Genomic DNA, 24,931 nt, shown 5'->3' with positions numbered 1-24,931 from the left:
CGAACGAGAAACAAAAAAGAAAATAGAACCGCTCTGGACCAACAGAACGGTTCGAGAAACAAATTTCTAATTAATTGAATTAAAAAAATTGTTGAATTCCATGAATATAAGCATATATTCTCAAAACAAAAGAAAATTTTCAAAATCTTGGAGGCAGGTCTTCTTATGGACAGTCTTCGGTATATTACAGTTTTTTATTCCTGTGGTTTGCAATAGTGCTTATGCACAGGGACTTCAGAAAAAAGTGAGTTTAACGCTTAACTCAGTACCTATTACCAATGCCTTACGAGATTTGCAGACGGCATCTGGCCTGCAGATCAATTACGATGGCAGTATATTTTCCGGGCAGACCAAAGTGAGTTTACATGCAAAAAATTACACGGTGGAAACTGCATTAAAACAGCTTTTGGCAAGTAGTAACGTTGGTTTTAAAACAGCAGGCAACAATACAGTTGTCCTCTTTAAACTACCCCCGCCGGTAAGTCCCGGACGAATGATAGGAACTATTGTTGACGGGAGCGGCGACCCATTGGTCGGAGCCACGGTTATCGTACAGGGACTGGGTAAGTCTGCCATGACCGATAGCAAGGGGAATTTTAATATTGAATTAAAAGCGGGGACATATACCATTGATATCACTTATATTTCTTACGAAAGTCAACGGGTTACAGATATAAAAATCGTTGACGGGAAGAGCACCAACTTAAATATTGCGATGAAAGCTAGCGCGAATACACTAAGCCAGGTGATTGTGACATCTTCCTATAAAAAAGCCAGCATCTCAGGGCTATTGGCACGACAAAAGAATGCTTCAGAAATCAGCAATGGTATTTCTGCAGAACAGATTGCATTGACGCCAGATCGGAATGTTGGTGAGAGTTTGAAACGCATTTCTGGTGTGTCTACAATAAACGACAAATTTGTTATTGTTAGAGGAATAGGGGAACGGTATAATTCCGCGACATTGGACGGTACCACACTGCCAAGTACTGAGGCGCAGAGTCGAAGCTTTTCTTTTGATATCATTCCCACGGCTATTATAGACAATGTTGTGGTCGCGAAATCTATCACACCGGATATGAATGTGAGTTTTGGTGGTGGACTTATTCAGATTAATACCAAGGATATCCCAAATGAAAACTTTATGACTATTGGGGCAGGAACTTCAATAAATGGGCAATCTATAGGAAAAGACTTCCTGAGTCCGAAACGAGGAAAATATGATTACCTCGGTTTTGATGATGGAAGAAGATCCTTTCCAAAAGATTTGTATATAGCGACATCGAGATCTCCGATTGACGATGTTGTTGCGCAAAGTAAGCGTTTCACAACGGATAATTTTACACTATATAAATATAAAACTATACCATCCCAAAATTATCAATTTACAATTGGCCGTCTCTATAATTTGAAAGGAGGAAGTGTCCGTAAATTTGGTTTTGTAGGAACGCTTAATTATCGCAATCGACAAGACATCACGCATATTGAGGATACGAAAAGAGGGTCGTGGTATGACGAGTTTCCTGATAAAAATACCGGTAAGATTTATGAGTTTAATACAACATGGGGCGGTTTGTTAAATATGGGTTTGCAGATTGACCAGCATCGTTTTTCATTTCGAAATACCGTAACTCGTGTATTCAATAATAGCATAACGCGAGTAATGGGGATTGATGTTGATGGTGATCCAGATGGAAAACCGGATCGTATCAGAGAGACTACTATTCCGACTTTTACCACACTCTTGCAAAATAAGCTAACTGGTCAGCACCAGATTCAAGATCTAAAACTAGAATGGGAAGTCGCGCGATCTGGTATCAATCGCGATGATAAGGATATGGGTATTTTAACTCAGAATCTGTCTGCCGAAAAAATTAACGGCGAACGTATTTTTCTCTATGATTATTCACAATTGGTGGAAGGCAGAAGCCAACCAGCATCTCGACATAATTACTCCAATAGAGAGACACATTACTCTTGGGGAGCGTCAGTGATGCACCCATTCGATTTTGGAAATGTGAAGACTACGGCAAAGATCGGTTATTTTGGTTTACAACGTCGTGCAGCATTCCATTATCAAATTGCAGCGATGGTTGTAGATAACAAAACGTTCGATCAGAAATTAAGATACATTTCTATCGGAGACCGTTTTAAACCTGAAAATATAGGTGAACATGGATTTATGTATGAAATGGATGGATGGGATCTGGATTATTACAAGGGTAAGAGCCGAAATCACGCTGGATACCTAATGTTTGATCATAAGTATTCTGATCAACTCCGTCTGGTTTGGGGTGTGCGGGCGGATGCGTATAAATATACGGAGATCAATAACCCCAAAAGTGATGGATCCATTATTGATTTTAAACTACCTGAAGAACCAGCGGTTCGTTGGCTACCTTCTGCCAATTTAACCTACTCACCAATCAATACGTTAAATATCAGGGCGGCATATGGTAAAACCGTTATCCGTCCTGAAATGCTCGAAAACAGTCAGTTCTTACGCTATAACCCGACTTTTGAAGGCGTATTTGGTAGTACTGGGATTAGTAGCACAGGTATTACAAGTTGGGACTTGAAAGGGGAGTGGTTTCCAGACTTAGGTGAAATCCTTTCACTGGGAGCATATTATAAACATTTTGACAAACCAGCTGAAATTTACGCACAAGCTACAGGAACTTATGATTGGCAGTATACCTTGGCCAACTCAGCCCAGGCAAAAGTATATGGATTGGAACTTGAAGCACGGAAGAATTTGGGTTTTATCTATGATCACTTATTGTTGAAAAACATCGTTGTGTATGGAAACCTGACGATGCAAAAGGGTGATGTAGTCGCTTTTGTGGATGTGCAAGATCCCGAAACAAAGGAATATAAACGTGTTGAATCCAAGCAGTCAAGGTCTATGTATGGTCAAAGCCCTTATTTGATTAATATGGGTATGCAATATATCGGTGAACGGCTCGGACTAAATATCGTTTTTAATCGTTCAGGCAGAAAGACGTCTTTCATCGCGGTAACGGCAGATGAGACCGAATATGAAAAGCCACGAAACCTTTTGGATGCTCAGGTCAGCTATAAATTTATAAATAAACGTTTGGAAGTGAAGGTGAATGCAGGAAATATTCTAGATGCCGTATCTGTGTTCTATAATAATTACAATAGTTATGAAACAAATCCGGATGCAGCGCCAGGAGATATTTCTGATAATAGAAGGTTAAAACCGGGATTTAGCAATGATTTTGATGAAGGAGATCGGGTGATGTTAAGACAACGCTTCGGAAGAACCTTTGGAACAACAATAACGTATAAATTCTAACAATGATAAATAAAAAAAGAAAGGAGGATAAAGTGGAAGACTTTAATAAAAAAGCGAAAGGCTTTGCTGAAACGGACCTCTCGCTTGAATGCATATACAAGTCATGTGCTTCCTAAAAAGAAAACCAACAAATCTTGCAGAATGCCTAGGGCACTAAACAAGTCGACTTGCCATTTATCTGGCCGCAAATTAATAATTTTTTAACACAAATCAATAGAAAAATGAAAACTCTAAATAAAACTTTAGCTATTCTAGCAATCGCTTCTACTTCATTAACAGCATGTAATAAAGATAACGCTTTACAAAATGATTCTTTCGATAATCGCAGTACTTCAGCAGCAGATTACAGCCAATCTTCACTACCAGTTGTAACTATTTCAGCGGATATCACGAGCAATGTTACTTGGTCTGCAAGTAATGTATATGAAATTAAAGGAGTGGTTACCGTGACCAATGGTGCTACACTAACCATCCCTGCTGGAACATATATTAAAGCTGCTGTTAATACACCAGGTGCACAAAATGGTGTATTGGTCATTGCTAAAGGAGCGAAGATAAATGCGCAGGGTACAGATACCAACCCAATCGTATTTACAAGCCGTAACTTATTGGATGGCGATAATGCGACTGTTGGTAAACCTGGCGATTTTGGAGGTCTAATTGTATTAGGTAATGCACAGATCAATGAGGCAGCTGGAACAAAGTTGATTGAGGGATTAGCTGATAACGCAAAATTCTATTATGGTAGCAGTAGTACAGCTAACAATGCGGAAAGCAGTGGAACCATCAAAAATGTACGTATAGAGTACGCTGGATATAAATTGGCTGACAATATTGAAGTGAATGGATTAACCCTTGGTGGTGTAGGATCTGGTACTGTCTTGAACAAAATTGAGGTAGCATGGGGACTAGACGATGGATTTGAATTCTTCGGTGGTCGTGTAAATGGATCGGATTTAGTTGCTTTCTCAAATGATGATGATCAGTTTGACTTTGATTTGGGTTATCAAGGAACTATTTCAAATTCAATCGCATTCGCGAACAAAGTTTCTACACATAGTGCAAGTGGTGGAAATAGCGATTCAAATGGCGCTGAAATTGATAATCACCCTACCGCGTTCACTGCATTACCTAAAACCAAACCTACGTTTAACAACGTTCGTATTGTAGGAACCAAAAATGAAACAGGTATAACAGCCCCTGGATTTAAATCTGGTGTGTTGGTACGTCGTGGTGCCGAGTTAGCTTTGGTAAACTCCAAAATTACAGGATATAAAACAGGTTTGCATATTAATAGTGATGCCACTCCTTCATTGACTTCTGTTCAAGGATCATCCTTATTTGGATTTACATTGGCTGCTACTGCTGGTTACACAGACCTTGGTACAAATACTGTTGCTCCTGTTGGTGCTACTGCTCCGACATTTAGCATTTCATCACAACCTTTCTACAATGAGCCAAGCTTTGCTTCAGGTCTTCCATTGCCTGCATACTTTTGGGTAAAGTTTAATTATTAAACATTGTTAAAAAAAATTGTTTTATAAAAAGACCTAGATTGGCTAATTAGCCAATCTAGGTTCTCATATGAAAAATATGAAAAAACCCATATTTAAATTATTGCATTTATTCGTATTCATGATGGTTCTTTTACAAGCTTGTAAAAAGGGCGAACTCTTTGAATCAAATACTCCCAAAATTGCGGAAATTTCTTTTGCTGGTTCAACTTCTGTACCTCTGGAGTTTTTTTATGATAATGCTGTCATTGCCAGTACAGGAGAGCAGAACAATAGCTTGCCAGTTTCAATAAAATTGAATATTTCGAAAGGAGATCGAAAGGTTTATATTAGGGAAAAAGGAAAATCTGAAATATTGAAAACCTATAGTATTGATGGAACAAATTTTAGTAATGTATTGAGAATTTATTATGATAAAGGCGAGATATATGATGTTGGTATACAGTATAATCTGAGAATCTATACGAAAGATAAATTGGATCTGTACTTAGATGATGTATTAAAGTATCAGAGTCCATTTGAAGAACCAATACAGGATCAAATAACAATACCGATCAACAAAGATCAAAAAAGGGTACTCACTGTAAAGAAAAAAGGAGGAAAGGAAGTTCTGCTAACAAAAACCATAACAGAAGCCGACAGTAATAGGTTCTTGAAATTCTATCTTGAAGGAAACGAATTATTAGAAAATCTGACTATTCCAGCTTTGAAAAACCCAAAAGGGATGTCCGTGACCTTTAAGCTGCTGACAAATGTAAATACTATCGAAACTAAGTTTATTGGTGGCGATGTGGATTTGCTCGCTTATATTCGAAATTTGAACACGACTGATGTCAAAAAAACAAGCCCTGAATTGCGATTTACAATTCCTGCTAAACCATCGTTTGTAACTATGGAGCTGCCCCCGATTTCAGATTCAGAATATTACACATTTGATTTTGTAAAAAAAGGAACGAACGAACCTAGTTTTACAAGTAACAACTTAGGTAAAAAAGTGAAATTAGGGATTGGAAATTATGGGATGTTCTTTTTCCAAAATCCAGATCCTGCTTTTTTTCTTCCAGGTGAAAGAATAATATGTACCATAATGCCTGCTGAGGAGACTGGAGGAGCTAATTATGATGAGATTTTCGTTACTCCTACAATCAACGAGTATCTTACAAATTGGATTAACTTTCAATGATTGTAGAACTAAAGTACTTTGATAGATAAAGTCGAGAAGTCCTCTGTGCAGGATTCTTGGCTTTTTTCGTTTATTGAGTATCAAGTTAAGTAGTACCAAGGTCTGAGATAATGATGGTCGTTGATCAAAGATCTTTTGTTGAATAAGAAAATACTATTTTTAAATAAGGATACGGTATCCTGAAACGGATCAAACTTTGATTAAGTTTCAGAATTAAAAAAGATAGTTAATTATTGGTATTTAAATAAAAACGATGAAGAAGAATTTTGCAAAAGCAGAAATGTTTATCCGGAAAGATATCGCTGAAGTGTTTCAGGCGATGGTAGACCCTGCGATTACTACTAAAATCTGGTTCACCAAGAGTTCGGGAAAACTAGAAAAGGGAAAGACTATTGAATGGGAATGGGAGATGTATAACCATAAGGTCAATGTTGAGGTGCTGGAGATTGTCGAAAACCAAACACTAATTTTCAATTGGCGTAATCATGACAGCCCATCCCTTGTGGAATGGAAATTCAAAAAAATTACAGGAGGAACTTTTGTCTCGGTTACAAATACATTCGAACATGCGACAACAGAGGCCCTCATTGCTGAGGTACGCGATAGTACCGAAGGATTTACACTCGTTTTGGCCAATCTGAAAGCATATCTGGAATTTAATATCTTGCTTAATCTGGTAGGAGATAGGTTCCCGGAAATGTAGGTTGCGTGAAAATTGAGTTTATAACGGAAAGTTGAGTTTATAACGAGGATTGTTTTCGAAGATATGACTTTCGGATACGGTATCCGATAAAGATCAGTAGTCCGATGATCAAGATTACAATTAACATCCCTACCAGCTTAAATTCGTTGTATGTACTGTAGTTGTCATTTTGGTATTTGTTTGCTTTCAGATATATCTTGCCATTGCGGTTATCCAGAATAAAATTAAATTGATTCAATATTTTATTGCCCAATAAGCTTTGCTTGGCATTCGGATAATCGGGATTATTGGCATTGGTTATAATATTTTTAAAGACCTGGTTCCCGATTTTGAGTTCCGGAATGACAATGATCTTTTTTTTGCCAAAAGAAAATAGCGAATGATACTTGTTCCAAAGATCATAACGATTCGTAAAATCGTCTCCAATAAGCATACTGTCATCCCGACCGGTATCGAATAGAAAATGGAAGGGATAATCCTGTTCCCCGACATTGACAGTGACTTCAAATCGGGGGCGATGTTGGAAATAGTCAACATCGTGAACCTGATAACCCTGGAGATCTTTATTTATCTGATCGCTCAGGATCATAATCTTTTTCTCGTAATCAACTTCGATAATCTTGTCCTGGAACAGTGAATTTCCGATGATCATATCCTCGCCATCCGCTAGGTTTCGAATTTGTACCAAGGGAACTTTATCCCAGCGTAATCCGCCAATTTCCAAACTATTGATACTGGCACTGGGTTCATTGTTTGTACCGTCCGAATTTTGGACACTGATGTGACCATCAAATTTGACAGCCGCTTTTGCAGGAGATTGCTCGCTGAGACAGGTGATACCCGCACCTAGATCAAACATGATCGTTAAGTTTTTATGGCCATTGAGGCTTCCCTTAAAATAAAGACGACTATTTTTCATAAAAAAGGGAATGGTATCCGACGAGTGTATCGCTGGCTTAGGTTGTACAGTCGGATTTAATAGTTGCTCATAATTGGCCGATATGCGTGTCAGCATACGATCCCGTCCATTCAGTAGTATGATAAAATCATAGGTTTTACCATAAGTAGTCGTAAAAGATATGGAATCCTTATCCGTTATAAATGTGATCTTACGCTCTGCTCTTGGCACCTGCGTATAGTAAATATCAGGTGCCGTTGTTGGGGTTAATTTCCATACATCCTTAGCTAGCAGCTTTCCATCACGGATACTAACCATGGGCTTGCTGGCCTGAATCACAGGTATATTTTGTTGACCTTGAGTTCGGAAGGTCATAGATAGGGCAAAACTCAAGCTAAGGGTGAGAAGTCCTGCTGTTATTTTCACTTGTTTTATGCTTTAGTTACGCGGTTCGCTCCCCTTTGTAATAAAATCTGTAAGCGATTTATAGTCGTCTTTCATGCGGGCATATGCTGTCCGGTCAAACTGATTGCGATTTGCGATGACTTTTAGGTTGGTCTCATCCATATAGAGTTTGTAACGGGGGCCGTTGAACGAGGATAGTATCGCTGTGTCACCCGACAAAACCAAAGTTTTACCAGCTTTTTGACTCCAATTTTTAACGTATTGGCCAATTGAGGCCGTTTTTGCCTTTGGAAAGTTTGCCGTTAAGGTACAGAGTGGGCCGATTTCATTGTATACAACGGTGGTTCTGGACAGATTGGGAACGTACTGGTCGAACAACTGTTTGCCGGATGCAAATAGGCCAATACATAGCATAGCTATTGCGATAAGGGTGTAATTTGTTTTCATGATTGATTTTTATTTTTACGAATGAAATAATAGGTGAGTAAACCGAATGCTAAGCTCATACTCAAGATAATGGCTGAGTGAAAGCCAAGAGGTTGTGTAAAATAACATAAGGCGAGTCCGACGGAGCCTGCAAATAATACACAGCACCAGCTTAAGGCTTGTTCTACAAGATTGTTTTCTTTTGGAAGGATCTCAGTAACGATCTCCAAAGGTGCATTCCTTTCAATCAATGTTTTGCGCAAACGATCGTTTAAGAATAGCTTGATAAGCTTGAGCAAAAAAGAGGAAGCGATCCAAATGGACAGCAAAACAGCAATCGCGTTGAGCGAGAAAAAAATTACTTCTTTATCTGCCATCACTGAAGTAGCTTGTTGCGCAGCCATCGTAGGCATCGTGTTGACCGTAAGCAGTATCAATGTTAAGTTCAAAATGCGTTTCATATCATTAATTTTATAGTACATCAGACCTACCAATCCAATTTAGGTTGCAAAGAATCTGTTTTTTTTATGATGGTGTTCATTTTTTGTCGATACCGGATGAGGGAGAGTATGGTCTGTATGCTGATTAAAGAAAGCGGTAGGAGGGCAAAGAAATAACGTAAAATATCGGGAAGCTGAATAAATAACGCAATAAATTGTTTCCCAAAGATAACAGCAGCAACTACAACCAATAGACCACCTAAACTTGCCGAAAGGAGGGCTGCCCAATGAATTGGAGCCTTTTTGGGCATTAGCATATCGACAATATAATCGGTTAGATCGGGATCAAAGCTTGCTATGGGTAATTCATGGATAGTCGAGTTGATCAACTGATAGTTTTCAAATTTGATTCTGCAGGCCATACAGGTAGAAATATGATCCATTTCCAATCTTGTTGTAGCGTCGGTGGAATCAGCAAGAGCTTGCAATTGTACTTCTGTTAAATGTATACTGTTCATAGTTCCTCTCTTTTTTGTGATTTGAGTAGAATGTCTTTTAATTGCTTACGTGCGCGAAACAAATAAGATTTTATGGTACCCTCCGGTAATTGTGTGATTTCTGAAATCTCCTGTAGACTTAGTTCCTGTTGATAATGTAAACCGATCAGTGTTTGATATAATGCGGAGAGCTGTGCTACAGCTAGTGCTATTGTCTGGCTGAGTTCACGGGCAAAAAGTCTATTTTCCGTTTCATTGGTAGCAGTATGTACCATTTTATAATCGGTATAGGACGAATCTGCATTTTCAAAAAAATCTTCCATGAGGATAGGACGTTTTTTCTGCAGATAATGCAAACAGGTATTATATGTAATCTGTCCGATCCAGGTCGACAATTTGCTCTGAAAACGAAATTGTCTCAGATTATTGTGAACTTTAATATAGACATCCTGTATAATGTCCCGATGGTCTGCGGCAACCGGGATCATTTTGTAAACCAAATGGGCGACGAGCTTCTCATGATCAACGATAAGCTTGCGGAATGCATGCGGATCCCGTTTGAGGATCTGAGAGACGAGTGTCCGGTCTGCTTGACGTTGTATAGCTGTTTCTGTGTTCACGGATAAATAAGACCCATAAGTGAAATTTAGGTTGCAATAATTTAAAAATAAGTAATTAAATTAGTTATTTGGTTGATTTTTAGTTTGTTCGTTATGGCTTTATTGGATTTGGCATTCCCCGTGTCATGGCAGTTTATATCGCAGCCATGACACAGGGAATTGCAACTAAGGAATAATCTGTTTGCTCCGCATCTCATCGAATAACCGAAAAAACATCTGCTCGGTATCAATGTACTCATGGAATCCGAATCTCCGTGCTTTGCTGCCATCTGCAAAAAAGTCATAATCCCAGGAGAAGACAAAGTCGCCGAATGCCCAGGCCGAGACTTCCTGATAATTGTAATTTAATCCATGTTGTTTTTGGATGTCTTCCCATATATTTTCCTTATCGGACATCATCGTTTGTAGGTTTAGCGGGAGCGGCATATCGACTGCCATATCAAAATATTGAGCTATCTTTGGCCAGAGGTCTTTCCAGCGGAACAAATCACCGTTATTAATATTAAAAGCCTGGTTGGCCGCTTGAGGTTCTGTTGCTGCCCATACAGTTGCCTTAGCTAATAAAGTAGCGTCCGTCATCTCGAGTAAGCTGTCGTATGCACCAATTTTGCCCGGAAAACGAAGTGGAATATTTAATTTTTTGGAAATAGTGGCATATACAGCTATCAGCAGAGCAAGATTCATTGGGTTACCCGGTGCCGTTCCACCTACAACCGATGGTCGGATAGCGGACCAGGTCCATCGTTTGCCAATTTGTTGCTGTTGCAGGTATTGTAGTTGGCTGCTATTAAATTCAGGTGGCATGATACCGGCGTCAGATTCTTTGGCCGGTGTTTTAAATGGACCAAGGTGCGCACCATAGACTTTATAGCCTTGCATAAGGCTAACATGTTGCAGGGATTTGGCGACGGGTTCAATAGCCGTTATTACATTGACCAACATCCTCAAATTAGGCTCGACCAATGCTGCCCAGCTATCTTTGTCCTGATAAGCTGCATAAAAGATATGCGTTACCGTAGTTAATGGACTTAGTTTGTTGACCGTGTCTGTTAAATCCAGTAAATCTACAGCGAGATAACGAACTGGACCATGATCGGTTACACCACGGCGGGAGAGACCGATGATATCCCAGTTGCCAAGGTTGCTAAGATGTTCAATAAGATTTGTGCTAATCACACCATTCGCACCCACAATCAATGCCGTATTTTTTATAGTTTCCATATGAATTGCTTTTTAAACAAAATTAGTGTTGCTTTGAATCGAAGAGCGGTAAAAATCGGCTATAATTTTGTAAATTTCTGGAATGGAACGCTATCGACAATTTGAACCTATCCTGATCTCGGAATTTAAATCCAGCGCTTGGACACATCCGGAGCACAATCACAATCACTACGAACTTATCTTTATTGTGAGCGGGGAAGGAACTCATGTGATCAATGGCTATGCCATACCTTATCAAAATGATGCTGTTTTTTTTATCGGACCAGAAGAATATCATTATTTTAATATCAAACAAGAGACGCATTTTATTTATTTAAAATTTACCGATGCTTACATCTATCGAACTACAGCCGAATCGGGTAATTTAACCCGTCAATTGGAGTATTTAATTAAAAGCAGGGAAACTCATCAGCATGGATTCCCACTTCTTGCAGCTGATCTAAAAACTGTTCGCCTGTTGTTTAATGTGATTGCGTCTCTAAAACACGATATCTTTGCTAATCAGGATTTAATATGGCATCAGCTGCTCAGCGTTTCAATGCTGCTGGCAAGAAATATGCCTGAATTACAAACGGATGGTGCTGGAACTCGCGATCTACAGGCCATGTTTTGTTATATTCACAAAAATATCTATACACCCAATCTGTTGCGGTCTCAGATAATGGCCCCGCATTTCAATATCGCTGCTGATTACTTAGGTACCTATTTCAAACGTCATGCTGGTATAACCATAAGGGCATATATACACCAATATCGGAATACACTTATTCGGCAACGTATTGCTGCCGGACGAATGATTTTAAAGGAAATTGCTGATGAATTTGGATTGACAGATGTCAGTCATCTGACCAAGATCTTGGGGAAAGAGGTTTAAAGAAAAACAAAAAAGCCAGCAAAAACATTTAAGTTTTTTGCTGGCTTTGTTATGATACAGTCTTAGATAGGATTACGTATAGACTGTGCGATGGTTGTTATCGCAGACAAGTCATAAATTTGCTGTCGAGCTGCATTTATCATGTATACCCAGTTAATTAATTACAAGGTATTTTCTTCTTGCCAGCACCAACACCTTTAATCACGGTTCTACCATCAACAAGTTGGGTCACTTTCACAGAATTGCTTTGTGTACCATTCCATGGGAAAGTATTGAATGCATTACCATTCGTTAATACAAGTGGATACAACTCACCGCCAGAAGTCTTGCTACCAAACATGGTCACCTGGCCAGTTCTGCTGATTACAAGTTTAATCAAGGGCTTTGTTGCTGTGCCTCTTAAGTCATAGATGTTACCGACTCTTTTATTTGTTTCAACGTCGGTTCCCTCATATTTGCTTCCATCAGCAAACTGAATATTTTGTCTTGAAGAGGCACCCGCATTTTGGAACTGAATTTCCTGCGTTGCCAATTTGATACCGTTTACTTCCATATTGAAAGCATTGTCCAATTCAGTAATATCAAATACAAAACCATAGTCTGCCACAGGAGCAGTGAAGGTGTTGGAGATCATACTTCCATTTGCATAGAATGTACCATCTTTCATAATTCCTTTTCTGCGACCAGAACTGGTTTCAGGATAGCTCCAGTTTAAGCCATCACTTGTTACGTTCTGTGTGCAGGTTTTGAAATTAAGTTTGAGGTCATATTTTAGTCCCGGATTGATCTTCACATTAGGAATAGTAACATTTGATTTTGTTTCACCGTCAATGGTCATCGTTCCTAAGTTAAGTGTTCCGCTGCTAGTTCCAGGATGGATCAATAGGGAAGGAGCACTAACCACTGTGCGTAAACCGATACCTAAATTTGGAAATTGAGCCGCTACACCAGTTTCGTTTAGACCATTGTAAGTAAGAGCCTCATTTGCTAATTGGAAGTTCGCAGTTGAATGGCTTGGTTTGAACACTGCATTTTCAAGTCTGGTAATTGCACCCGTCATGTTCGGATCCATTGTCAAAGTCGTGACGATCTGACTGAAGCGGTGTTTTAATACAACATTCAGGTTGTTTACACCTGTATTCAACGTTAGGTTACCCGTGAAGAACATTAAATCTCCGCTAATGTTGTCTAAACTTGCCGAAGAAAGTTTGTTTTGGTTATTAATAGCGGGTACTGTGCTTGTACTGTTGATGGAATAAGCAATGAAGGTATAAGTTTTTCCTGCGTCAAGAGCGATACCTGCTGCAGTTGATTCACCGCCGTAGCTGTAGATCTTTTCAGTAACGTAGTTACCTTGGCTGTCATAAACAACAACTTTATACTTGACATCTTTATCCAGTGGTTTTTCAGCTACTTGTGCAGCTGCAACTTTGGGGCTCGATGAGGCAACTAACCCTCTTTTAACGGCAGCCGCTGAGTTGTTTGTCAGCACAACATCAATGGAGCATCCGTTGCCAAAAGGGATGGTCATTTCCTGAACATCTGATGTATTGTTCGAAGCTAAAGACGCTTTTGTAGACCCCTGTTTTTGACCAATAGCATTACCCTCATCCTCCATATAAGCTTCAACACCCTGTAGGTTGATCTTTACGACTGTTTCTCCTGTTAAATCTGTGGTTTCACCACTCTTCTTACACGAGTAAAGGCTAGAACCTGTTAGTATAATGGACGTTAGTATTAGTATATTTTTTAGATTACGATAAGATTTTAAATTCATGTAATTCGCTTTTTATGTAATGGATTTCTTTATTTTAATGTAATTTTATGCTATTATGGGCTTTTAACAGTATCCCGAAGAATATGTTGATAATAGCTGTGTGTTGTTTTGATGTGTCAGTAATAGATAATGATCGTGGCAAATATTTTTTTTCTTGCGCAAAATTAAATGGAACTTTTTGTTTAAGAAGTATTGTTGGGTGGATGAAGTTTTTCTTGTAGAGAAACATCTACAGTGAGGCAGCCAGTGTGATTATTCGCTATATTGATGGACTAGTTTGCTGTCAAAAAGCTTTGTAGCCTATAAAATCTTATAATTTGCACTTGCTGTACAAAAAAATGGATGCTTATTGAAAATCGAAAAAAACTTTAATTTGGCCTCCAAAGTTTTATTGTTTTACCGGCTTCAACTTATTGGCAACTACGGCGTAAATCCGATCTATCGGAGCACCCGCGTCCATTTTTAAAAACTTGATAGATAAGGTCAGTATAAAACAAATAATGTATTGGATTTTAAACAATTATTTAAATGCTATTACCTTTTGAACCCTATAATCCAAAATGGAAAAAACAATTTGAGTCCATTAAACTAGAGCTTCAATTCCTGTTGAAATCCCTCAACCCTCAAATTGATCATATCGGCAGTACTGCGGTGGAAGGTCTTTCCGCGAAGCCAATAATTGATATACAGATTGGGCTTGGGAACGAAACTGATCTGGACCGGTTACCCGCTCTATTGAAACTACCAAATATTGTTTACTATGAAAAATATAATCAGGACTGGCCAGAACGCCGATTTTTTATATTATTGAAAGAACCTTTGTATAAAATCAACGTTCCAGATATTGTAAAAATAGGGGATGATATACCTGCCATCTTACATGATCATGACCTTCGTATCGCACATTTGCATGCATTTGTAAAAGGTTCGTCAGATTGGACAAGACACCTCGCATTACGCGACTATCTAATCGCACATCCGGCGATACGGGAAAGCTATCAGGAACTTAAGGAAAAATTAACCCAACTCGACTGGAGGGATGGAAATGATTATAATAAGGGAAAAGATCTATTTTTAAAAGCGCAGGAAAAAATCGCTTTGGCATGGCACAAGGGGAGGATGCAATGAGAAGAAGAGCGCATGAAAGTGGCAACCTTATCACATACCTAGCATCTGATCGGAGGAAGATATGACAAACAAATTAAAAGAAATAGCAAGCGGGCTTGCTGGTACGAAAAAATTAAATGACTTTGTTGAATATGCTGGTGTGGCAGCTGCTATAGAAACGGTGGCAGGCAATATTTATACTGGAATCAGCATTGATACGGCTTGCTCTATGGGTTTTTGTGCCGAGCATAGCGCGGTTGCTGAAATGCTGAAACATCATGAATTTCACATCAGGGCATTTGTTGCGGTGGATGCTGCGGGAAATGCAGTGCCTCCCTGTGGACGTTGTAGAGAATTGATATGTCAGCTTGCCAAGACTAATCTGGATGCAATCGTGGAAGTGAAAAATGGGGTATTCAAATCCTTAAAAGAATTATTGCCTTTTGACTGGAAAGAAGATCTCGACAGGAATTGGTGATTTTCAGGAGGATACCAATCAGTATATATTAACTAATGAGTAGAATAAAATGGGAAAAATAGGATCAGATTATAAAACGATAAATTTAGCGGACTGGAAGCGAAAGGAGCACTTTTCGATCTATCGTAGCCAGATGAAATGTGGCTTTAGCCTAACGACAAAAATTAATATCACTAACCTACTTCCTTTTATAAAGGAAAATGGCTATAAATTTTATCCTGTCATGATTTACCTAATTACAAAAGCCGTAAATAATCATGATGCTTTTAAGATGGCAATGAAGGAAGGGAGGCTCATTGTCTGGGACTATGTAAATCCGATATATACTGTGCTGCATCCGGAAACGGAAACTTTTTCAGCGCTATCGACTGTATACGATGAGGATTTTGCAGCGTTTATGGCCAATTACAATCGCGTAGCCGAACGCCATGGCGACGATTTACGTTTTTTCCCGGAGACACCGCCGGAGAATCATTTTAATATTTCGGCAATTCCCTGGATTAATTTTGATAGTTTTAATCTCCATATTGCCGACTTCACAGATTATTTTGCACCTTCTTTTACAATTGGAAAGTATCAGCAACAAGCTGATGAAATCTTAATGCCCATCGCAATTCAGGTGCATCATGCGGTCTGTGATGGAATACATGTTGCTAAATTAATTGCGACACTGGAAGCCTATTGTAAGGAGATCGGGACGCTCATTAAATTTCAGGGATAAATCGGGGAAATCGCCTTGTTCAGAATAGTCCATTCCTCCGGCTTTTGCCTGTACTTCGGACTGTTTTGTTTTTTGGCAATAAACAAATGCTATGTCAATGAAAATACGACAATTAACACAATCGGATATTCCTGAGCTGCTGCAAACTATTAATGGAGCTTTTAAGGATTATATTGTTCCATTTCAGCTCGATATAGAACAATTGCGACAGAAAATCAGAACGGAAGATATTCAGTTAGCTTGGTCTGTTGCCGTGTTTACGGAGAACAAACTTGTCGCATTTATGATGCATGGTCTGCGGGAGATAGATTATCAGCTTGTGGTCTATAATGGTGGAACGGGTGTACTGCCTGAATTCCGGGGACATGGGTTAGTCGGAAAAATGTATCATTATCTAATTCCTTTTTTTAATGAGAACAAGGTCAGACGGATTGTTTTGGAAGCAATAGAAAGCAATGAAGCGGCCATCCGGGCCTATATGAAAAATGGTTTTTCGATCAACAGACAATTGCTATGTTTCAATGGTACGATTCAGCCAGTTACGGTGAGCAATGTAGCGAGAATCCAGCCGCTGTCTAATTTCTCCTGGCAGGAATTTCAATCGTTTTGGGATATTTTACCCAGTTGGCAAAGCGCAGCACAGAGTATGGATCGTTTGCAACCCCGTGCATTAGGAGCCTATATCGACGACAAACTTGTGGGTTACATTCTTTTTACCTCTGAAAACAATCGGCTATATCAAATCGCTGTAGCACCCGAATATCGGCGGAAAGGAATTGGAACGCAGCTTTTTCAGACGCTTAAAGAAGAAATGCCTGCGGAAAAAATAAGTTTCAACAACGTTGATGCGAAAGCGGAAGATGTGAAATTATTTTTGGAAAAACAGGGACTGGTCAATGGCATCAATCAAGTTGAAATGATAAAGCTGCTATAAACCAGGTGCTCGCATGTCAAATGTGGTTTTTCTTGGCATTTGACCAAACAATAACATCTAGTTGTGAGTATATAAGAGACAATCGGTATGATATTATACAAAAAGTTAGCGAACGAACTGGTCCAATTAGCAGATGATGATCTCCTATTACGGAACGAACTGGCCGAGAAGGGGGAACTTCAAAAGGGCTATCATCCCGCAATGGCGGTCGTTCACCGTGATAACGCGAAGCGATTACGGGAGATAATTGCCGAGATAGGTTACCCCGGTATTTCAAAAGTAGGAGCAAAGGCCAGTGAGGCGGCATGGTTAATTGTACAGCATGCCATCTCAGAACCCGATTTTATGCAACACTGCTATCAATTGATGATCAATGAAAAAGAAGACATCAACCCTGCTCATATAGCCTATTTATACGATAGAATACATTATTTTAAGGGCAAAGCACAGCGTTTTGGAACACAACTGACCGCTGATGGTAGAATCTATCCGGTCGAAGACAAAGCGAACCTCAATAAACAACGTTTGCGGATGAATCTACCTGAGCTTTCCCAGATGAAACTTGATACAGTGTATGATTTAGACCAGCTGGCGACTTTGGATCAGCAGGATATGGATTATACAATCTGGCGAAAGGAAGTAGGCTGGCTATAGTTCTTTTTAAGCAAGGCAAATATTTCACCATCCACGAAACGCCCCTTCTCAAAAAAATAGTCATGGAGAATTCCTTCGGAAACAAGATTCATTTTTTCCAGCAACCTACGGGAAGCTAAGTTGTCCGGGTCAATAAAAGCCTCTATTCGATTGAGTTTATAGCTTTCGAAACCAAAAGAAATAATAGTGGAAATCGCTTCTGTCATCATGCCCTGTTGCCAGAAGTCAGGATGAAGTTCATAGCCGATCTCTGCACGAAAATGCTCGGTGGAAAAATTATGAAAACCACAAGAACCAATGAGCTGATCTGGGTTGTCCTTTAAGCAGATTGCCCAACGGATGGCTTTTTTTTCCAGAAAGTTTTTCTGCCAGGTTTTTACAAGCTCATAAGCCTCGTCCAGATGCTGGAATGTTGGTAAATCGAAATATAATGTTACCTCATCTTTTGAAAAATAAGAAAATAGCGCGGGAGCATCTGCATCTTGGATTTGACGTAAATAAAGACGTTCTGTTGTTAAAATTGGGAAAGTATCGGATATCATAACAGTAAAAATAATAAAATAGCTTCAAAAGCAGCGTGATGATTTCAAAAGTGGCATTGAAACTTCAATATATCGTTTGCTGATAATGAGTTTAAACAGATTATTTTTCAAATATTACTGTTCTAAACTAAACTTTTTTGATTATCAGGGGTTATTTTTAACGAAACAATTCATCATAGATCATTATTTTAATATGAGTACATTTTCAATAAAAGCGTTCGGAACTGAGGCACCGACGGCAGACTTAAAACAACTGGAGGTCGAACGTCGTGCGGTAACGGCAAGAGATGTAGAAATTGATATTCTATATTGTGGTGTTTGTCACTCTGACTTACATACGGCTCGCAATGAATGGGGTGGAACAGTTTACCCCAATGTTCCCGGTCATGAGATCGTGGGACGGATTACAAAGGTAGGCTCCGATGTAACGAAATTTAAAGTCGGCGATCTTGCTGGTGTTGGCTGCATGGTTGACAGTTGTCGGGAATGCGAGAGCTGTAAAGAAGGATTGGAGCAATATTGCGAGAATGGAAACATCCAAACGTACAATGGCCATGATAAGCATTTGGACAAACAGACCTTTGGGGGATATTCGGAGCGTGTCGTGGTAGATCAGGATTTTGTGTTACATATTCCCGAAAACCTAGATTTAGCTGCAACTGCACCGCTACTTTGTGCAGGTATCACAACATATTCACCGTTACGGCATTGGAAGGTTGGTCCTGGGCAAAAAGTAGGCATCGTGGGCATTGGTGGTTTGGGACATATGGGGGTAAAAATCGCCAAGGCAATGGGCGCATATGTCGTCGTGATAACAACTTCTGAAAGTAAAGTAGCGGATGCCAAACGCCTGGGGGCAGATGAAGTCATTTTGTCTACCGATCAGGAGCAGATGAAAAAAAATGCTGGTACTTTGCATTTTATTTTAGATTGTGTCTCCGCGCAACACGATATCAATGCCTACTTAAGCTTATTGAAACGCGATGGTTCACTGACACTTGTCGGTGCTCCTGAACACCCATTGCCAGTTGCTCCATTTAGCTTAATCCCTACACGTAAAAGTTTCTCCGGATCGATGATCGGCGGAATTGCCGAAACGCAGGAAATGCTGGATTTCTGCGGAAAGCATAACATCACTTCAGATATAGAATTAATACGTATGCAAGATATCAATCAGGCTTACGACAGATTGTTAAAAAGCGATGTGAAATATCGTTTTGTTATCGATATGGATAGTTTAAAAAACAACTAAACCAGCGTTTTTTCCTGGGGTTTATTTTATTAGTGTTATCAAATTAAACAGTTGGAGCTCGACGGTAATTGATCGAGTTACCTCTATTTTTATGGAGAAAAGCAAAGTTGTGGTGTTCTGGTTCCGTCGGGACCTTCGGTTGGAAGACAATGCCGGATTATCCCGTGCATTAGCAACAGGGATTCCCGTATGGCCAGTATTTATATTCGATGAGGATATTTTAGGGCGATTGGAAGATAAGTTGGACCGACGTGTAGATTATATCCATCAGGCCCTTGATGGAATAAATAAAAAACTAAAGAAATATGGGGCTACTTTAACGACCTTTCATGGTAGTCCTTTGACAATTTTCAAAACATTGCATCAGCAATACGATATTCAGGAAATCTATTGTAATCGAGATTACGAACCTAAGGCGATTCAACGGGATCGTGTGATATTTGATTTTTTTAAAACAGTAGGGATTCCATTTAAAGCAGTAAAAGATCAGGTTATTTTTGATAAGCATGAGCTGTTGAAAAATGATCGTACACCCTATACCGTTTTTACACCTTATGCAAAAAGATGGCGGGAGAAATTAACGTTAGGAGATTATCAATCCACTGATCAAATAGATGGGCATTTTTTTCAGCAGACCTACGTGCCGATAATTCCTTTGGAAAAAATAGGGTTTAAAAAGACGGATTTGACTTTTGAAACACCACAACTGAATGCAGTGATTATTGATAGCTACGATAAATATCGTGATTATCCCGCCTTAGAGGGGACGACCAACTTGGGGATTGCGCTTCGTTTTGGGACAATTAGTATTCGTCGCTGTGTTGCTTTTGCAATACAGCATAATGAGGTCTGGCTGTCTGAATTGATCTGGCGGGAGTTTTTTATGCAGATCTTATTTCATTTTCCGAATGTGGTCATTGAATCCTTCAAAAAGAAGTATGACGATATCCAGTGGCGTAATAATGAAACTGAGTTTGAACGCTGGTGTCAAGGAAAAACAGGCTATCCCTTGGTTGATGCGGGCATGCGGCAATTGAACAGCACCGGTTATATGCATAATCGCGTACGTATGGTTGCAGCTAGTTTTCTATGCAAACATTTATTGATTGATTGGCGTTGGGGAGAGGCTTATTTTGCACAAAAGCTCAACGATTATGAATTATCTTCGAACAACGGGAATTGGCAATGGGCAGCAGGAAGTGGCTGTGATGCCGCTCCTTATTTTAGGGTGTTTAACCCAATCATTCAGGCCGAAAAATTTGATAAAAAACTAGAATATAGTAGACAATGGATTCCTGAACTTGGGACAGCAGATTATCCCGAACCAATAATAGCACATCCGACAGCCAGAGAACGTGCGCTAAAAACTTATGCAGCAGCATTGAAGTAAACGACGACTTAGTATAGGCCAATCCCACCATACCTTATCGGCCTAGGTGGGATTGGTCTATCTAATAGTAGATTTTTTATTGGTCCAAAAAATCAGCAACAAAGGCGTCGAATGCTTGTGGGTTTTCAGCTTGTACCCAGTGTCCCGCATTTGGTATTGTTTCAAAGCTAACATCTGGAAATTGCTCCTTGATTTTGATTTTATCTTCAGGAAGAATGTAGCGCGATTTTTCGCCTGCTAGAAAAAGGGTAGGGCCGGTATAAATTCCAGCTTTTACGCCTATTGTAATGAAATCTGCATATTTCCGCTGCAGCACATCCAGGTTGAAACGCCAGCCCAGTTTGCGGTCTTCTTTTATATAGACGTTTTTTAACAAAAATTGAATTACTCCTGGATCATTAAGGAAGCTTTCGAGTTTTGTCTGTACATCTTTTCGGTTGTCCATACTATTGATATCAACCGCACAAAGTGCATTAAAGATATCTTCATGATGTGGCGGATAAGCCTTGGGAGCGATATCCGCAATAATCAATTTTTCAACCTGTTCTGGATGCTCAATGGCAAATTGCATGGCAACTTTACCGCCGAGGGAATGGCCCAATAATAAGACTTTTTCTGCTCCGATCGAAGCGATATAGAGGCGCAGATCTTCGACCATCTCCTCCACGGACATGTCTTCACTGTGAAAACTTCGGCCATGATTGCGCAGGTCAAGTAAATGCAGCTGTCTTTTTTCTCCAAAGCTACGTCCAAAAGATCCCCAGTTGTCTGCCATACCAAAAAGGCCATGCAGAACAAGAAGCGGTGTCCCACCGTTTTCCGCGCCGTATATTTTGCTGTGTAGTAATTCTTTCACGATAGTTTTCTCCTTTAAACAAATTGAAATGGCCTTATAAGGGCCTTTTCGATGGCTAAGATAGCTAAAACATCCCTTCTTATCAAAATGGTAGTGTCGATGAGCTATTTGGTAGTGCCTTCCCTGGTTGACAAGCTAATTTTGTAGTAACGAAAACATAATAATAGAAAAACAGATGAATACTACAGCGTTAATTGTCATAGACATTCAAAACGAATATTTTGAAAATGGCGGAATGGAACTCGTAAACCCTATTGTCGCAAGTCTAAATGCAGGAAAAATAATCGGCCATTTTAGAGAAATGAAAGCACCAATTATTCACATTCAGCATATTTCTCCGGAGCCTGCAAAAATGCCATTTTTTGTGGCGGGCACCAGTGCAGCTGATATCCATCCAAACGTTAAACCGCTAGTGGGAGAGAAAGTGATTCAAAAACACTTTCCAAATGGTTTTAGGGAAACCGAACTTTTTGATTATCTGAAAGCCAATCAAATTACTGAACTCGTTGTTGTTGGCATGATGACGCACATGTGCATTGATGCCACGACGCGGGCTGCGGTTGATTTTGGCTTCCCATGCACAGTGATAGGGGATGCCTGTGCGACACGTGACCTGGAAATTAACGGTGTTACGGTAAAAGCTGACGATGTACATCATGCCTTTCTTGCAGCATTGGACTTCTTCTATGCGCGGATTCAGACGACAGAAACCTATCTGGCGCAAAACTAAAAAAGCTGACAGTATATAGCAGCGTTGTTATATACTGTCAGCTTTTTCGTACTATGGGTATCTGGTTCGTGACACCCGTAATAGACCTATTACCGTAATTCCTGGATAAATGCACTGATGGTCTTACCTGTCTGCGCCTTAAAGAAGCGCATCAGGTGGTTAGGCTCGGAAAAATTCAGTTCAAAAGCAATTTCACTGATAGATTTGTCTGAATGTATCAATAACTCCTGCACTTCAAATAATAATCGCTGTTTGAGCAATTGTGTTGCTGTGGTATTGAATTGTGCTTTAACGGCATGATTTAAGGTGATACGACTAATGCCCATCAATGCCGTGTATTCGTTGATCCGTTGTTTCTGTTGAATATGTTGTTCGAGTAACATCCTGAACTGATAAGCAAAATTATTCTCAGGTTTTTGCAGAGAAAGTCCATTCAACCGGGCATATTTTCGATTCAAGGTCTGTAGCAAATAATAGAGCAAAGAACGGATAATATGTGCACTGTCTGGCTGTGTGTAAACAAGCTCCGATTTTATTTCTGCAAGCAGTGTGTAAAATTTAGATAGATGTACATCATCAGCAACTATTTTTACCGTATGGTGCAACTGGTAGAAATACAGCAGTCGGTACGTAAAAAGCTTATCTGCAAAAAACTCATTGAGAAAATCTTCCTGAAAAATCAGTGTGGTGAACTCCAGATGCGTAGGATCCAGTTCCCAGGTATGCTTCTGAAAGGCGGAAATAAATATAATGCTGTTGTCCGTTAATTTGATGATTTCTTGCCCCAGTCGTAAACGTCCCTTAGCTTTTTTGAAAAATAAAATTTCAAAAAAGTCTTTATGATAGGTCTCGCGATGGGTATAGTCCGTTTCCTGTTGATTTAGTACGTTTAATAGAAATTCAACGCCACATTCACCTTTATGGAATTTTATCGTTCTCAATAGCAGTATACTTTATAAGTCAAAAGTACTAATCTTAGCGCTAAAACGGTACTATATGTTCAATCTTGCATCAACATAATTGGCCAATAAGCCTCCTTATGTCTATTTAATAGTTTGGATAAAAATATTTTTTTAAAATAATTAAGAGATTTATGAAAAATGTGATTTTCGTCACTTTTTTATTGAAAGAATTGATTTACCTTTATGTCATAATCAAATAGGCAAAACCTAATGGTGATATTTTTCCCATGTGAATACTGACTTAAAAGTGCTTTACATTTCTTATCCTAAAAAAGAACTATTTGATTGTTATAGGAAAGATTAGATAGCCATAAATATATTATTTGGGGGTTTTCTCGTCAAGAGAGGCCCCTTATATTTTTTATAGCGTCTACAAGTGAAAATATGCCAATACTGATGAAGATAAGTCTTTAGATTTTGTGAAGAGGTCAGTTTAAAAGGAGATTTCTATAAAAGTAATTTATCCCGAAGATTATCGCCTTGGATGATAAAGGAAAATAGATCTTCGGGGATAATTTTTCTAACAGAAAATACCATTTTCTGCTGTTAAAATAATTGGGGTACCATCGGTAATCATAATGGTATGCTCATGTTGCGCCATGTATCCACCTTTGTCACCGACCATCGTCCAACCGTCATTTAATTCCGCTGCATAGGTCGAAGTTGTCGAGATAAAGGTTTCTATAGCAACAATTGAATTTTTTCTAAATCGCCTTTGATCGGATTTGTTTCTATAATTGAGCAGCTCATCTGGCTCTTCGTGTAGACTGCGTCCGATACCATGGCCACCGAGATTCTTGATCACTTTATAGCCTCTCTTTTTAGCCTCTGTTTCCATTAGTTGGCCAATGTCAGCAATTTTAACACCACCACGTATATTTTTTATAGCCTTTTGAAGTATTTCCTTCGAAGCGTCAACCAATTTTTGGTGATGGTGAATATCCTGACCGATCACAAAAGAAGCCCCATTATCAGCCCAAAAGCCATCCAGTTCGGCCGATACATCGATATTGATAAGTTCTCCTTCTTGTAAGAAGCGATCTGTGGATGGAACACCATGACAAAACTCGTTGTCTACACTGATACAGGTCCAACCCGGAAAATTATAGGTCAGCGCTGGTGCAGATTTTGCACCAAATTGTTCTAGTATCTTCGCTCCATATTCATCCAATTCTTTGGTTGACATGCCCACTTTCGTATAGTCGCACATCGCTTTAAGCGTCTGGGCAACCGCCGCACTCGCTTTTTGCATTCCAGTCAATTCGTTCTCGTTGGTAATAGACATTCCGCTTCTCGTATTTGCTTGTTTAATCAGTGATATACAAAGGTCTTAAAAAAAATAGACAATGCGACATCGAAAAAGACTAACGTCGCCCCGGTCTTTCAAAACATACAGCTTTCTTATATTTTTTTCTGTGTTTGAACATT

At 39.4% G+C, this 24,931-nt stretch carries 24 protein-coding genes; 13 read left to right on the top strand and 11 right to left on the bottom strand.

Annotated elements, in window-relative coordinates; all coding sequences use genetic code 11:
• The first annotated feature begins 100 nt into the window (after nt 1–100).
• The 4 genes from BWD42_RS08620 to BWD42_RS08605 all read left to right on the top strand — a co-directional run bounded on the left by BWD42_RS08620 (nt 101) and on the right by BWD42_RS08605 (nt 6,719).
• On the top strand, nt 101–3,319 hold the full coding sequence (locus tag BWD42_RS08620) for a TonB-dependent receptor (RefSeq protein ID WP_077435025.1): 3,219 nt from the start codon (nt 101–103) through the stop codon (nt 3,317–3,319).
• 221 nt (nt 3,320–3,540) lie between these two features.
• Complete coding sequence (locus BWD42_RS08615; protein ID WP_077435023.1) at nt 3,541–4,836, top strand: hypothetical protein; 1,296 nt, start codon at nt 3,541–3,543, stop codon at nt 4,834–4,836.
• Nucleotides 4,837–4,912: 76 nt separating this feature from the next.
• Nucleotides 4,913–6,016, top strand: a complete 1,104-nt coding sequence (locus BWD42_RS08610) for a hypothetical protein (RefSeq protein WP_139351070.1) — start codon at nt 4,913–4,915, stop codon at nt 6,014–6,016.
• A gap of 253 nt (nt 6,017–6,269) precedes the next feature.
• A complete protein-coding gene (locus tag BWD42_RS08605; RefSeq protein ID WP_077435019.1) occupies nt 6,270–6,719 on the top strand; it encodes an SRPBCC family protein in 450 nt (149 codons plus the stop codon).
• A gap of 37 nt (nt 6,720–6,756) precedes the next feature.
• Here the strand turns inward: BWD42_RS08605 and BWD42_RS08600 are convergent, their stop codons facing one another.
• From BWD42_RS08600 to BWD42_RS08575, 6 genes are all read right to left on the bottom strand, one after another.
• On the bottom strand, nt 6,757–8,043 hold the full coding sequence (locus BWD42_RS08600; protein WP_139351069.1) for a retropepsin-like aspartic protease: 1,287 nt from the start codon (nt 8,041–8,043) through the stop codon (nt 6,757–6,759).
• A gap of 12 nt (nt 8,044–8,055) precedes the next feature.
• On the bottom strand, nt 8,056–8,469 hold the full coding sequence (locus tag BWD42_RS08595) for a hypothetical protein (protein ID WP_077435015.1): 414 nt from the start codon (nt 8,467–8,469) through the stop codon (nt 8,056–8,058).
• Nucleotides 8,466–8,909 (bottom strand): hypothetical protein, encoded by a 444-nt coding sequence (locus BWD42_RS08590; protein ID WP_139351068.1) that lies wholly within the window; start codon nt 8,907–8,909, stop codon nt 8,466–8,468. The genes BWD42_RS08595 and BWD42_RS08590 overlap by 4 nt, the downstream gene beginning before the upstream one ends.
• Before the next feature lie 26 nt (nt 8,910–8,935).
• Entirely contained in the window at nt 8,936–9,406 is a 471-nt protein-coding gene (locus BWD42_RS08585) for a hypothetical protein (protein WP_077435011.1), read from the bottom strand.
• Complete coding sequence (locus BWD42_RS08580; RefSeq protein WP_077435009.1) at nt 9,403–10,005, bottom strand: RNA polymerase sigma factor; 603 nt, start codon at nt 10,003–10,005, stop codon at nt 9,403–9,405. The genes BWD42_RS08585 and BWD42_RS08580 overlap by 4 nt, the downstream gene beginning before the upstream one ends.
• A 165-nt stretch (nt 10,006–10,170) precedes the next feature.
• Complete coding sequence (locus BWD42_RS08575) at nt 10,171–11,226, bottom strand: SDR family oxidoreductase (protein WP_077435007.1); 1,056 nt, start codon at nt 11,224–11,226, stop codon at nt 10,171–10,173.
• Between the two features lie 82 nt (nt 11,227–11,308).
• Here BWD42_RS08575 and BWD42_RS08570 point away from each other — a divergent pair, with 82 nt between their 5' ends.
• The gene (locus tag BWD42_RS08570) at nt 11,309–12,100 is read left to right on the top strand and encodes a cupin domain-containing protein (RefSeq protein ID WP_077435005.1); all 792 of its coding nucleotides are present in this window, start codon (nt 11,309–11,311) and stop codon (nt 12,098–12,100) included.
• A 157-nt stretch (nt 12,101–12,257) separates the two neighbouring features.
• Here BWD42_RS08570 and BWD42_RS08565 read toward each other — a convergent pair whose 3' ends face one another.
• A complete protein-coding gene (locus BWD42_RS08565) occupies nt 12,258–13,877 on the bottom strand; it encodes a fimbrillin family protein (RefSeq protein ID WP_077435003.1) in 1,620 nt (539 codons plus the stop codon).
• 528 nt (nt 13,878–14,405) lie between these two features.
• Between BWD42_RS08565 and BWD42_RS08560 the strand changes: the two genes are divergently transcribed.
• From BWD42_RS08560 to BWD42_RS08540, 5 genes are all read left to right on the top strand, one after another.
• The gene (locus BWD42_RS08560; protein WP_077435001.1) at nt 14,406–15,005 is read left to right on the top strand and encodes a GrpB family protein; all 600 of its coding nucleotides are present in this window, start codon (nt 14,406–14,408) and stop codon (nt 15,003–15,005) included.
• A 61-nt stretch (nt 15,006–15,066) separates the two neighbouring features.
• The gene (locus tag BWD42_RS08555) at nt 15,067–15,462 is read left to right on the top strand and encodes a cytidine deaminase family protein (RefSeq protein WP_077434999.1); all 396 of its coding nucleotides are present in this window, start codon (nt 15,067–15,069) and stop codon (nt 15,460–15,462) included.
• Nucleotides 15,463–15,511: 49 nt separating this feature from the next.
• Nucleotides 15,512–16,183, top strand: a complete 672-nt coding sequence (gene catA / locus BWD42_RS08550) for a type A chloramphenicol O-acetyltransferase (protein ID WP_077434997.1) — start codon at nt 15,512–15,514, stop codon at nt 16,181–16,183.
• A 97-nt stretch (nt 16,184–16,280) separates the two neighbouring features.
• Nucleotides 16,281–17,117, top strand: coding sequence for a GNAT family N-acetyltransferase (locus tag BWD42_RS08545; RefSeq protein WP_175992001.1), 837 nt, complete (start codon nt 16,281–16,283; stop codon nt 17,115–17,117).
• 87 nt (nt 17,118–17,204) lie between these two features.
• Entirely contained in the window at nt 17,205–17,771 is a 567-nt protein-coding gene (locus BWD42_RS08540) for a DUF6624 domain-containing protein (RefSeq protein ID WP_077434993.1), read from the top strand.
• On the opposite strand, the gene BWD42_RS08535 is transcribed toward BWD42_RS08540, so the two are convergent.
• On the bottom strand, nt 17,735–18,313 hold the full coding sequence (locus tag BWD42_RS08535) for a GNAT family N-acetyltransferase (protein ID WP_077434991.1): 579 nt from the start codon (nt 18,311–18,313) through the stop codon (nt 17,735–17,737). The genes BWD42_RS08540 and BWD42_RS08535 overlap by 37 nt on opposite strands.
• 193 nt (nt 18,314–18,506) lie before the next feature.
• Between BWD42_RS08535 and BWD42_RS08530 the strand changes: the two genes are divergently transcribed.
• Both BWD42_RS08530 and BWD42_RS08525 read left to right on the top strand, forming a co-directional pair.
• On the top strand, nt 18,507–19,565 hold the full coding sequence (locus BWD42_RS08530) for an NAD(P)-dependent alcohol dehydrogenase (RefSeq protein WP_077435919.1): 1,059 nt from the start codon (nt 18,507–18,509) through the stop codon (nt 19,563–19,565).
• A gap of 91 nt (nt 19,566–19,656) precedes the next feature.
• Nucleotides 19,657–20,955, top strand: coding sequence for a cryptochrome/photolyase family protein (locus BWD42_RS08525; protein WP_077434989.1), 1,299 nt, complete (start codon nt 19,657–19,659; stop codon nt 20,953–20,955).
• A 76-nt stretch (nt 20,956–21,031) separates the two neighbouring features.
• On the opposite strand, the gene BWD42_RS08520 is transcribed toward BWD42_RS08525, so the two are convergent.
• Entirely contained in the window at nt 21,032–21,811 is a 780-nt protein-coding gene (locus BWD42_RS08520; RefSeq protein ID WP_217700032.1) for an alpha/beta fold hydrolase, read from the bottom strand.
• A gap of 175 nt (nt 21,812–21,986) precedes the next feature.
• Here BWD42_RS08520 and BWD42_RS08515 point away from each other — a divergent pair, with 175 nt between their 5' ends.
• Nucleotides 21,987–22,541: a cysteine hydrolase family protein gene (locus tag BWD42_RS08515; protein ID WP_077434985.1), complete on the top strand. Its 555-nt coding sequence runs from the start codon at nt 21,987–21,989 to the stop codon at nt 22,539–22,541.
• Between the two features lie 89 nt (nt 22,542–22,630).
• Here the strand turns inward: BWD42_RS08515 and BWD42_RS08510 are convergent, their stop codons facing one another.
• Nucleotides 22,631–23,482 (bottom strand): helix-turn-helix domain-containing protein, encoded by an 852-nt coding sequence (locus BWD42_RS08510; protein WP_077434983.1) that lies wholly within the window; start codon nt 23,480–23,482, stop codon nt 22,631–22,633.
• Between the two features lie 541 nt (nt 23,483–24,023).
• Nucleotides 24,024–24,788, bottom strand: a complete 765-nt coding sequence (map, locus tag BWD42_RS08505) for a type I methionyl aminopeptidase (RefSeq protein ID WP_077434981.1) — start codon at nt 24,786–24,788, stop codon at nt 24,024–24,026.
• Nucleotides 24,789–24,931: the final 143 nt, after the last annotated feature.

This window comes from Sphingobacterium sp. CZ-UAM (genome assembly GCF_002000245.1).
Lineage (GTDB): Bacteria > Bacteroidota > Bacteroidia > Sphingobacteriales > Sphingobacteriaceae > Sphingobacterium.
Note: the sequence above shows the minus strand (reverse complement) of the source record. Positions and strands in the feature narration are given on the sequence as shown.

What these genes read in the sequence shown, in the direction of transcription:
- BWD42_RS08540 (WP_077434993.1), top strand. Translation starts at nt 17,205, where the DNA reads ATGATATTATACAAAAAGTTAGCGAACGAACTGGTCCAATTAGCAGAT.
- catA (WP_077434997.1), top strand. Translation starts at nt 15,512, where the DNA reads ATGGGAAAAATAGGATCAGATTATAAAACGATAAATTTAGCGGACTGG.
- BWD42_RS08525 (WP_077434989.1), top strand. Translation starts at nt 19,657, where the DNA reads ATGGAGAAAAGCAAAGTTGTGGTGTTCTGGTTCCGTCGGGACCTTCGG.
- BWD42_RS08535 (WP_077434991.1), bottom strand. Translation starts at nt 18,313, where the DNA reads ATGATATCCGATACTTTCCCAATTTTAACAACAGAACGTCTTTATTTA.
- BWD42_RS08620 (WP_077435025.1), top strand. Translation starts at nt 101, where the DNA reads ATGAATATAAGCATATATTCTCAAAACAAAAGAAAATTTTCAAAATCT.
- BWD42_RS08615 (WP_077435023.1), top strand. Translation starts at nt 3,541, where the DNA reads ATGAAAACTCTAAATAAAACTTTAGCTATTCTAGCAATCGCTTCTACT.
- BWD42_RS08610 (WP_139351070.1), top strand. Translation starts at nt 4,913, where the DNA reads ATGAAAAAACCCATATTTAAATTATTGCATTTATTCGTATTCATGATG.
- BWD42_RS08570 (WP_077435005.1), top strand. Translation starts at nt 11,309, where the DNA reads ATGGAACGCTATCGACAATTTGAACCTATCCTGATCTCGGAATTTAAA.
- BWD42_RS08605 (WP_077435019.1), top strand. Translation starts at nt 6,270, where the DNA reads ATGAAGAAGAATTTTGCAAAAGCAGAAATGTTTATCCGGAAAGATATC.
- BWD42_RS08515 (WP_077434985.1), top strand. Translation starts at nt 21,987, where the DNA reads ATGAATACTACAGCGTTAATTGTCATAGACATTCAAAACGAATATTTT.
- BWD42_RS08590 (WP_139351068.1), bottom strand. Translation starts at nt 8,909, where the DNA reads ATGAAACGCATTTTGAACTTAACATTGATACTGCTTACGGTCAACACG.
- BWD42_RS08595 (WP_077435015.1), bottom strand. Translation starts at nt 8,469, where the DNA reads ATGAAAACAAATTACACCCTTATCGCAATAGCTATGCTATGTATTGGC.
- BWD42_RS08565 (WP_077435003.1), bottom strand. Translation starts at nt 13,877, where the DNA reads ATGAATTTAAAATCTTATCGTAATCTAAAAAATATACTAATACTAACG.
- BWD42_RS08585 (WP_077435011.1), bottom strand. Translation starts at nt 9,406, where the DNA reads ATGAACAGTATACATTTAACAGAAGTACAATTGCAAGCTCTTGCTGAT.
- BWD42_RS08530 (WP_077435919.1), top strand. Translation starts at nt 18,507, where the DNA reads ATGAGTACATTTTCAATAAAAGCGTTCGGAACTGAGGCACCGACGGCA.
- BWD42_RS08575 (WP_077435007.1), bottom strand. Translation starts at nt 11,226, where the DNA reads ATGGAAACTATAAAAAATACGGCATTGATTGTGGGTGCGAATGGTGTG.
- map (WP_077434981.1), bottom strand. Translation starts at nt 24,788, where the DNA reads ATGTCTATTACCAACGAGAACGAATTGACTGGAATGCAAAAAGCGAGT.
- BWD42_RS08555 (WP_077434999.1), top strand. Translation starts at nt 15,067, where the DNA reads ATGACAAACAAATTAAAAGAAATAGCAAGCGGGCTTGCTGGTACGAAA.
- BWD42_RS08560 (WP_077435001.1), top strand. Translation starts at nt 14,406, where the DNA reads ATGCTATTACCTTTTGAACCCTATAATCCAAAATGGAAAAAACAATTT.
- BWD42_RS08545 (WP_175992001.1), top strand. Translation starts at nt 16,281, where the DNA reads ATGAAAATACGACAATTAACACAATCGGATATTCCTGAGCTGCTGCAA.